We start from the raw sequence: 8,722 nt of genomic DNA, 5'->3' as shown, positions 1-8,722 counted from the left end.
AGCTGCGCAATATTGTGCCCGCCGGTCAGGACTACGACATCATAGGCCGCAGCATCACGCCGAATGAGATCTATGGTGCTTTGACCAATAGAGCCTGTGGCGCCAAAAATGGAAATTTTCCGCATGGTACTGCCCGCTCAGGCTATCCCAGAAATGTAAAGAGAAGCAGGAACATGGCAGCAGCGCCCAGCATCCCGTCGAACCGGTCGAGCAAACCACCATGCCCCGGTATAAGCGCGCTTGAGTCTTTGACGCCGGTCTGGCGTTTCAGGGCACTTTCCGCGACATCGCCCGCCTGGCTGGCCATTGCGACCAGCACCGAGGCGAGCACAAAGCCAAACCCTGTGCCAAACCCCATGCCAAACACAGGCGTAAAACAGGCCCCAACCACAGCAGCCGCCAGCCAGCCAGCTCCTGTGCCAGACCAGGTCTTTTTTGGACTGATGCGCGGCCAGAATTTGGGGCCTGCAAAGGTTTTACCTGCAAAGTAGCCGGCAACATCCGTTGCAACCACAACCACGACCAACCAGATCAGCCAGAGCGCGCCCAGGTCATTGCGCAGCCAGATAAAACTGAACCCGGCCAGAGCGATCCAAAGCGAAAACAGCGAAAACCTGATGTCGGTGTCCTCTCCCAGCAGGATCCAGCCCAAAGCCGCGGGCAAAATCAGCAGAGCCAATCCCAACAGTATCGGAACACCCCCCGAGGCAAACACCACCAGGACCGTCAGCGCCCCAAGCTGCACCGCGGTGCCAAACCGGCGCGGCGCCAGCATTTGGCTCAACTCCCAGACCATGACACCACAGCACAGAGCGATCGTCAGGCTAAAGAAAAAGCCCCCTGCCCAGATTGAAAATGCACCAATCGCAACCATCACAAGAGCGGACAGCAGCCGTGGCATCAGATCCCCCCAACGTCCCTGCTGCCCCCGCATCATTTCTTGACCGCCCCGAAACGCCGGTCTCTTGCGCCAAATCGCTGGCACAAACGCCCCAGCTCTTCGGCGGTGAAATCAGGCCAGAGCGTATCAATGAACTCGTATTCAGCATAGGCAGACTGCCAGAGCAGAAAATTCGAAATCCGCGCCTCGCCACTGGTCCGGATGACCAGATCAGGGTCAGGCAACACATGGGTGTCGAGGTAGCGCGGCAGGGTTTCTTCGTCGATGTCGTCTGGCAAAAGACGCTTTGAGGCCACATCCTGCGCCAGCCGCTTGGTGGCACGGGCCACTTCATCGCGGCCGCCATAGTTCAATGCGATTGTCAGATGGGTGCCATCGTTTTTGGCCGTTTCCAGCTCAAGCTCATCCATCAGGCGCACCAGCTTTTCATCCAGGCGCACCCGGTCACCAATAAAGCGCACCCGCACATTGCGTGCGGCTAAAGCCTTCATTTCTTTGGAGATATAGCGGCGAAACAGGCTCATCAGGCCTGAGATCTCAACCTGGGTTCTTTTCCAGTTTTCCGTAGAAAAGGCAAATATCGTCAGATACCTGACCCCAAACTGCGGGCAACACTCCACCACCTCGCGCACCCGGCGGGCACCGGCATGGTGGCCAAAAAGACGCGGCCGTCCCCGCGCCTGTGCCCAGCGGCCATTGCCATCCATGATGATGGCAACATGCCGCGGGCCGGATTGCGCCTGTTCGTCAGGCGTATCGGCGTCTGCACTGGTATTGGGATCACTGGTATTGGGATCACTGGGCAAAAAACTGGGCATAAAACGGTTCAGACCTGCATGATTTCGGCCTGCTTGTGCTCAAGCGCGTCATCCACAAGTTTGATCATTGTATCGGTCAGCTCCTGCACCTCAGATTCCCAGAATTTCTGATCATCCTCGGACATGCCGTCGGCCTTGGCCTTCTTGATCTGATCCATGCCATCGCGCCGTACGTTGCGGATCGAGACGCGACCGTGTTCGGCATAGGTGCCGGCAACTTTGGTCAGCTCGCGGCGACGTTCTTCGTTGAGCTCGGGAATTGGCAGCATGATGATGGTGCCGTTCAGCTGCGGATTGATACCAAGACCGGAATTCCGGATGGCTTTTTCCACCTTACCAACCAGGGATTTATCCCAGACGTTGATGGTCACCATGCGCGGCTCGGGAACGTTTACGGTGCCAACCTGGTTGATCGGCGTCATCGAGCCATAGGCATCCACCATCACAGGCTCCAGCATGGAGCCCGAGGCCCGACCGGTGCGTAAGGAGGCGAATTCCGTTTTCAGATTCGCCATCGCACCATCCATGCGGCGTTTCAGATCGTCGGTATCCAGTTCAAAATCGTCAGAAATCTCTTCTCTCCCCTGACTTGAGGCAGTCTTTGTCCCGCTCATAAGCCATTGGTCCGTCAATGTATAGCGATCATGACATGGATTTCTGCGCAGGCTTTGCGCGAAACACATGGTTTGGGGGCAAAAACACTGGTGCCTTGAGAAGGAAATTGCGCGCGACAGCCAGGCCATCACGCGCAGAGTTTTGGGGTCCAGGGGGGACCATAGCACCTCCGGGGTGGAACAATTCCCCCATCCATCACCTTCTGCGAAACGATGCTGAGCGCAGCCTAGGCGCGCCCGGTAACACTGGCATGACAGCTGAAGACAGGGCGAACACACGGGGCGAAAACACTGTATAACACCGGCAAGGCGATCCAGAGTTTTGCCGCCCCCCAATAGTGCCGCAGGGAACGGCCCGCGTTAGCCCTGCACTTTGGTATAGGTGCCTTCGCCTGCCAGAATTCCGCGAAAGCCACCGGGCTCATCCAGTGAGAACACGATGATCGGCAGGTTGTTGTCGCGCGCCAGCGCAATGGCCGAGGCATCCATGACGCCAAGACGTTTGGCCAGCACATCGTCAAAGCTCACCACGTCATAGCGTTGGGCATCAGCGTGTTTTTCAGGGTCTTTGTCATATACCCCGTCCACCTTGGTGCCCTTAAAGATCACCTCGCAGCCCATTTCGTTGGCGCGCAGCGTCGCGGCAGTATCGGTGGTAAAATAGGGGTTCCCGGTTCCGGCGGCAAAGATGCAGACCCGTTTCTTTTCCAGGTGGCGTACGGCGCGGCGGCGAATGTAGGGCTCGCAGACCTGATCCATGGGAATCGCCGAGATCACCCGGCAAAACACACCCAGATCCTCCAGCGCGCTTTGCATCGCCAGGGCGTTCATGACGGTCGCCAGCATGCCCATATAGTCAGCAGTGGTCCGCTCCATCCCCTGTGCTGCTCCGGAAAGACCACGGAAGATATTGCCGCCGCCAATCACCATGCAGATCTCAACCCCCATATCGTGCACGGTTTTTACTTCGCGCGCGATCCGCTGAACGGTGGGCGGGTGCAGACCAAAACCCTGATCTCCCATCAATGCTTCACCGGAGATTTTCAGCATGACACGGTTATAGGTAGCGTCTGGAACAGTATCCAGCGTTTCGAGATCAAGGGGCATGTTGCGCTCCGGCAGATGAGGGGGTTAGGTTGCGCGGCAAAATGGAGCAAAATGCCGCGAGTTTCAATGCGGCCTGACCGCTTTCCCGCCTGTTTCTCATCTGCTTTTGGCAAAAACCGCAAACCTGCGAACGGAACCCTTATGCTGCTGCCTGATATCGACCCGGACAAACCCGTGCTCCTGGCCGGCCCCACCGCTTCGGGGAAATCACGACTGGCGATGGAAATCGCCGAAAAACAAGGCGGTGTGATCGTCAATGCCGATGCCAGCCAGATCTATGATTGCTGGCGCATCATCACCGCGCGCCCCAGCCGGGAAGATGAGGACCAGCTGCCACACCAGCTCTATGGGCATGTGAAATACAACGAGGACTATTCCGCAGGTCACTGGTTACGTGAGGTCAACCGCCTGCTGGCGGGTCCCCAGCGTCTCATTTTCGTGGGGGGAACCGGGTTATATTTTTCTATGCTCACCGAGGGCCTGGCAGAAATTCCCGCAACCGCAGCAGAGATTCGCACGCAGGGGGAGACACCATGTCCCTGGCGCAGCTGCTGCAGGAGCTGGATGCCAAGACCGCAGCCCGTATTGCTCTGGCAACCCGCCCCCGCGTACAGCGGGCCTGGGAGGTCTTGCGCTCAACCGGGCGTTCTTTGGCGGATTGGCAGGACGACACGCCCCCGCCTGCCCTGCCGATCACAGACTGCACAGCGATGGTTATGCACAGCCCGAAAGAGTGGCTGGAACCCAGAATCCGGCAACGTTTTGATATTATGGTGACACCAGGCGCGCTAGAGGAGGTCGAGGCCATGCGCCCGCACTATGATCCCTCCCTTTCGTCCTGCAAGGCCATCGGTGTGCCAGAGTTGATGGGATATGTTTCCGGCCTGCTGACTTTGGACCAAGCGCGAGAGCAAGCCTCCATTGCCACCCGGCGCTACGCCAAACGCCAGCGCAGCTGGTTTCGCTCCAGAATGAAAGACTGGGTAACCATCCAGTCTGGCGCCGTGTCACAATGAGACCGGAGCGGATTTCCTGAGAACAAACTGAAACAGTTTTGCAGCGCGCCCCAGCACTAAACAGATCTGTACAGAGACCCAGGCTGCGGGTTTTCACCCTGACGCCCAAAACATAACTTCAAAATGCATCTATCGGCAGAACTTGCCCGAATCAAAAAATCATGCGCTGCTGGCCTTATAAGGTGAAATTTATATAAAGCTTTCGCCCTGCATGCCGTTTGACCCCAATCCCACCGAAGAGATCCAGGTTGTCCCACTCGCCAGACTTGCGCCGGACGGTGCCTGGCAAACCGAGTTGGCACATGATCGCAGTGAACACCTGCTGATCTGGATAACACGTGGTCAGGGACGATTGATGATGGGAGGCAGCCAGAGGGGGTTCAGCGCCCATAGCGCCCTGTTTTTCCCTGCTCGCTCGCTGTGGTCGGTAGAATTCGGGCGTCAGTGCCTGGGGCAGGCCCTGCGCATTCCGGTCTCGGCCCCCGTTGCGACACCAGACGAGCCGTTGCATCTCAAGATTTCTGACGCCCGGGAGCAGGCGCGCCTGAATGCCCTGTTAGAGGCCATGGTGCAAGAGCAGGCTGGCCACCCTGCCCTTTGGCGACGCGCCCTGCAGTCTTATAGCGAATTGATCAGTATTCAGTTGCGGCGACTGCCGCCCTCGGGCCCACTGCCGCCGGAACGCCCAACTGCCGCCCGCCGCCTGTCACAGGCCTATTGCCAGCGTGTTTGCGAATATTTTGACGCCCGCACCACTATGGCAGATCATGCCGCAGCGCTGAATGTAACGCCGACCCATTTGACCCGGGTCTGCAAGGCAGAGACCGGAAAAACGGCGGCCGCGCTGCTGACGGAGCGTCAACTGCACGCCGCCCGCAGCCTGTTGGTTTTCTCGGAAATGAGCATGCGCGATATTGCAGAGCGGATCGGGTTTGGCAGCCCGGCCTATTTCACCCGCTTCATCACCCAACATACCGGGCAAACCCCAAGCACATTGCGCCGCTCTGCGCGCAAAAGACCCTAAAGCGGTACTGCCACAGTCGTCACACACGCCCTGCGTGCCAGCGCCCTCCGTTTTATTGAGGCCGAAATACCGCCTCCGGCACGCGACTCATAACGAAAAATGTGCTGTCGCCCGGACAAAACCGGCTACGTGTAAAATCGGGCAGAACTGGGCAGAAGTGCCCAGTTCCCGCTGACCAAACCCTCAACACTCCAAAACCGACGCAAATAATGTCGCATTTTTGCCCCCAAAAGACGATTCTGAGCATTGACCTGCCTCCAGAACTAGGGCCGAATGACGTTATCAAAAGGCAACAAGCCAAAACCGCAGCTATTCTGGCGCCGTATCCAGAAACAAATTGGCAATGTCCAATTGGGGAGAACACTCCCCAGCGGTGCACAAAAGGGAGAACCGAATGACCAAAGTTTCCACCACAGCAGTTCAGCCACATTGGGCAGCAAAGATGCATGCGCATGAGGTCGCCGAAGGCAAAATGGATCGCCGGGAATTTCTCGCCCGCGCGACCGGTCTGGGTGTCAGCGCAGCTGCGGCCTATGGGTTGCTTGGCCTGACTGCCCCGGCAGAAGCTGCGAGCACAATGAAGTCCGGCGGCACGCTGCGCGTCCAGATGGAAGTGCGCCCGCTGAAAGATCCGCGCACATATGACTGGTCGCAGATGGCCAACCAGACGCGCGGTACAAACGAATATCTTGTTGAATACAACAACGACGGCTCGATCCGCGGCATGCTGCTGGAGAGCTGGGAAGTCAACGACGACGCCACCGTCTATACCCTGCATGTGCGCAAGGGCGTGACCTGGAACAACGGCGATGCCTTCACCGCACAAGACGTCGCGCGCAATATTACCGGCTGGTGCGACAAAAGCCTCGAAGGCAACTCAATGGCGGGTCGGTTTGGCACCCTGGTTGATCCGGACACAGGTATGGCGACCGAAGGCAGCATTGAGATCGTCGATGATCACACCGTGCGCCTGAACCTGCCTGGCCCGGACATTTCGCTGATTGCGGGCATGGCCGACTACCCGGCCGCCATCATGCACTCCAGCTTTCAAACCAATGATTTCACACAGAACGTCGGCACCGGCCCCTATCTGTTGTCTTCGCTTGAAGTTGGGGTGAAAGCCGTTCTTGACCGCAATACCAACCACACATGGTGGGGCGAGGCGATCTATGGCAAACCTGCGCTCGACCGGATCGAATATACCGATTTTGGCACCGATCCGTCCTCATGGCTGGCGGCTCTGGAATCCGACGAAGTCGATATGCTCTATGAATCGGTTGGTGAATTCATCGATGTGATGGACGGTCTTGGCTACAACAAATCCGAAGTTGTCACCATGGCGACCATTGTTGTGCGGCCAAACCAGTTGGCCGAAATCGACGGCAAACGTCCCTACGCAGACAAACGCGTCCGTCAGGCGCTGCATTTGGCGGTGGACAACGCGGTTTGTCTTGAGCTGGGCTATGGCAACCGTGGCCAGGTCGCCGAAAATCACCATGTCGGTCCAATCCATCCCGAATATGCCGAACTGCCTGCGCAGAAATATGATCCCGCAGCGGCGCGTGCTCTGATGGAAGAAGCTGGCATGATGGATTTTGAGCATGAGATCATGTCGATCGACGATGACTGGCGCAAAAACACAACTGATGCCGTGGCCGCACAGCTGCGCGATGCCGGCTTTAAGGTAAAGCGCACAGTTCTGCCCGGTACCACCTTTTGGAATGACTGGGTCAAATACCCCTTCAGCTCAACCAACTGGAACCCACGGCCTCTGGGTGTCCAAATTCATGCCCTTGCCTACCGTTCCGGTGAGGCCTGGAACGAATTTGGCTGGTCCAATGAAGAGTTTGATGGCCTGCTGACCCAGGCTCTGGCGATTGCCGATGCTGACACGCGCCGCGAGGTGATGAAGAAAATGGAGATGATCATCCAGGAAGAAGGCGTCACCATTCAGCCCTACTGGCGCTCGCTGTACCGCCACATGCGTGAGGGCGTTGCCAATGCCGACATGCACGTGACCTTTGAACATCACCACTACAAATGGGGTTGGTCAGCGTAAGGCCCTCCACCACATCCCTCACCCTGAGCCGCGCTATGACTGCTGCGGCTCAGGGCAGCCAAAAACAACAACGGCACGCGTCAGCGCAGTGCCGGTTTTGACGCCAGACTGACAGGGAACCCTATGGGATTGTTCATTTTAAGCCGATCGGGCGTGATGCTTCTGACGGCGCTATGCCTGACGTTCATCGTTTTCACACTCACCAATCTTGCGCCGAACCTGGAAAAGCTTGCCAAAACCCAAGGCAACTTTCGTATGTCCGATGAAGCGGTCGCCAGCTGGCTGGATAACAACGGTTATGCCCAGCCAACCGTGGTGAAATACGGTCAATGGCTTGGGGTGCTGCCTGGCTGGACCCGTAGCACCGACGAGGGCATGACCGGTCGCTGCATGACTGGCGTCGTAAGCGCCTCTGAGGCGGCAAACGCCGCCCGTTTCTGCGGCATCCTTCAGGGTGACTGGGGGCATTCAACCGTTCTGCAAAAAGACGTCGCCAGCGTGGTCTCTGAAAGATTGGGAAATACCATGCGGCTGATGGGCTGGGTTTTGCTTTTGATGATCCCCTCGGCGCTGATTATCGGTGTTCTGGCGGGCATGCGTGAAGGGTCAGTGACCGATCGCAGCCTCTCCACAGTCTCAATCCTGACGACTGCCACGCCTGAATATGTCTCGGGCGTGGTGTTTATTGCCATCTTCACCTCCTCAACAGTTGGGCTGAAATGGTTCAAGGGCTCCGCCACCGCGGCCACGGATAACCCGACGTTTGAAAACTTCTTCCTGCCGGTTCTGACAATCGCGCTTTATGGATTGGGCTATATCGCCCGCATGACGCGCGCCTCGATGACCGAGGTGATGACGGCGCAGTATATCCGCACCGCGCGCCTGAAAGGCGTGAGTTTTCCCAAGATCGTGTTGAAACATGCCCTGCGCAACGCGCTTATTGCGCCCTTCACTGTCATCATGCTGCAGTTGCCCTGGCTGCTGAACGGCGTGGTGATTGTTGAAACCCTGTTCAATTACAAAGGCTTTGGCTGGATACTGGTTCAGGCCGCAGGCAATAACGATATCGAGCTGCTGCTGGCGATTTCAGTCGTCTCCGTCTTTGTCGTTCTTGTGACCCAACTGATTTCAGACATCGGCTATGTCTACCTCAACCCACGCATTCGCATTTCATAAAGGAAGG

The 8,722-nt window shown here is 57.5% G+C and carries 7 protein-coding genes and 2 pseudogenes; 4 read left to right on the top strand and 5 right to left on the bottom strand.

Annotated elements, in window-relative coordinates; all coding sequences use genetic code 11:
- From B4968_RS14880 to pyrH, 5 genes and pseudogenes are all read right to left on the bottom strand, one after another.
- Window positions 1–125: pseudogene (locus B4968_RS14880) on the bottom strand (1-deoxy-D-xylulose-5-phosphate reductoisomerase); the annotation flags it as partial.
- Between the two features lie 17 nt (window positions 126–142).
- Window positions 143–934: a phosphatidate cytidylyltransferase gene (locus B4968_RS14875; protein WP_083100231.1), complete on the bottom strand. Its 792-nt coding sequence runs from the start codon at window positions 932–934 to the stop codon at window positions 143–145.
- Window positions 934–1,719 carry an undecaprenyl pyrophosphate synthase gene (gene uppS / locus B4968_RS14870; protein WP_083100227.1) on the bottom strand — a complete coding sequence of 262 codons (786 nt, stop codon included), beginning with the start codon at window positions 1,717–1,719 and terminating at the stop codon, window positions 934–936. The genes B4968_RS14875 and uppS overlap by 1 nt, the downstream gene beginning before the upstream one ends.
- Before the next feature lie 8 nt (window positions 1,720–1,727).
- Window positions 1,728–2,291, bottom strand: a complete 564-nt coding sequence (gene frr / locus B4968_RS14865) for a ribosome recycling factor (RefSeq protein ID WP_083100229.1) — start codon at window positions 2,289–2,291, stop codon at window positions 1,728–1,730.
- A gap of 402 nt (window positions 2,292–2,693) precedes the next feature.
- Window positions 2,694–3,440 carry a UMP kinase gene (pyrH, locus tag B4968_RS14860; RefSeq protein ID WP_083100225.1) on the bottom strand — a complete coding sequence of 249 codons (747 nt, stop codon included), beginning with the start codon at window positions 3,438–3,440 and terminating at the stop codon, window positions 2,694–2,696.
- Window positions 3,441–3,581: 141 nt separating this feature from the next.
- Between pyrH and miaA the strand changes: the two are divergent.
- The 4 genes and pseudogenes from miaA (at window position 3,582) to B4968_RS14840 (ending at window position 8,715) form a co-directional block, all read left to right on the top strand.
- Window positions 3,582–4,456 (top strand): annotated as a pseudogene (gene miaA / locus B4968_RS14855) (tRNA (adenosine(37)-N6)-dimethylallyltransferase MiaA).
- Between the two features lie 211 nt (window positions 4,457–4,667).
- Entirely contained in the window at window positions 4,668–5,480 is an 813-nt protein-coding gene (locus B4968_RS14850) for a helix-turn-helix transcriptional regulator (protein ID WP_083100223.1), read from the top strand.
- Window positions 5,481–5,874: 394 nt separating this feature from the next.
- Window positions 5,875–7,539 carry an ABC transporter substrate-binding protein gene (locus B4968_RS14845; protein ID WP_083100220.1) on the top strand — a complete coding sequence of 555 codons (1,665 nt, stop codon included), beginning with the start codon at window positions 5,875–5,877 and terminating at the stop codon, window positions 7,537–7,539.
- A gap of 123 nt (window positions 7,540–7,662) precedes the next feature.
- The gene (locus tag B4968_RS14840) at window positions 7,663–8,715 is read left to right on the top strand and encodes an ABC transporter permease (RefSeq protein ID WP_083100218.1); all 1,053 of its coding nucleotides are present in this window, start codon (window positions 7,663–7,665) and stop codon (window positions 8,713–8,715) included.
- Window positions 8,716–8,722 lie beyond the last annotated feature (7 nt).

Source organism: Pseudophaeobacter leonis (assembly GCF_002087335.1).
Classification (GTDB): Bacteria; Pseudomonadota; Alphaproteobacteria; order Rhodobacterales; family Rhodobacteraceae; genus Pseudophaeobacter; species Pseudophaeobacter leonis.
This window is presented reverse-complemented; position numbering and strand designations above follow the sequence as displayed.

Coding starts and splice junctions, on each gene's coding strand:
- B4968_RS14875 (WP_083100231.1), bottom strand. CDS start 934: ATGCGGGGGCAGCAGGGACGTTGGGGGGATCTGATGCCACGGCTGCTG.
- uppS (WP_083100227.1), bottom strand. CDS start 1,719: ATGCCCAGTTTTTTGCCCAGTGATCCCAATACCAGTGATCCCAATACC.
- pyrH (WP_083100225.1), bottom strand. CDS start 3,440: ATGCCCCTTGATCTCGAAACGCTGGATACTGTTCCAGACGCTACCTAT.
- B4968_RS14850 (WP_083100223.1), top strand. CDS start 4,668: ATGCCGTTTGACCCCAATCCCACCGAAGAGATCCAGGTTGTCCCACTC.
- B4968_RS14845 (WP_083100220.1), top strand. CDS start 5,875: ATGACCAAAGTTTCCACCACAGCAGTTCAGCCACATTGGGCAGCAAAG.
- B4968_RS14840 (WP_083100218.1), top strand. CDS start 7,663: ATGGGATTGTTCATTTTAAGCCGATCGGGCGTGATGCTTCTGACGGCG.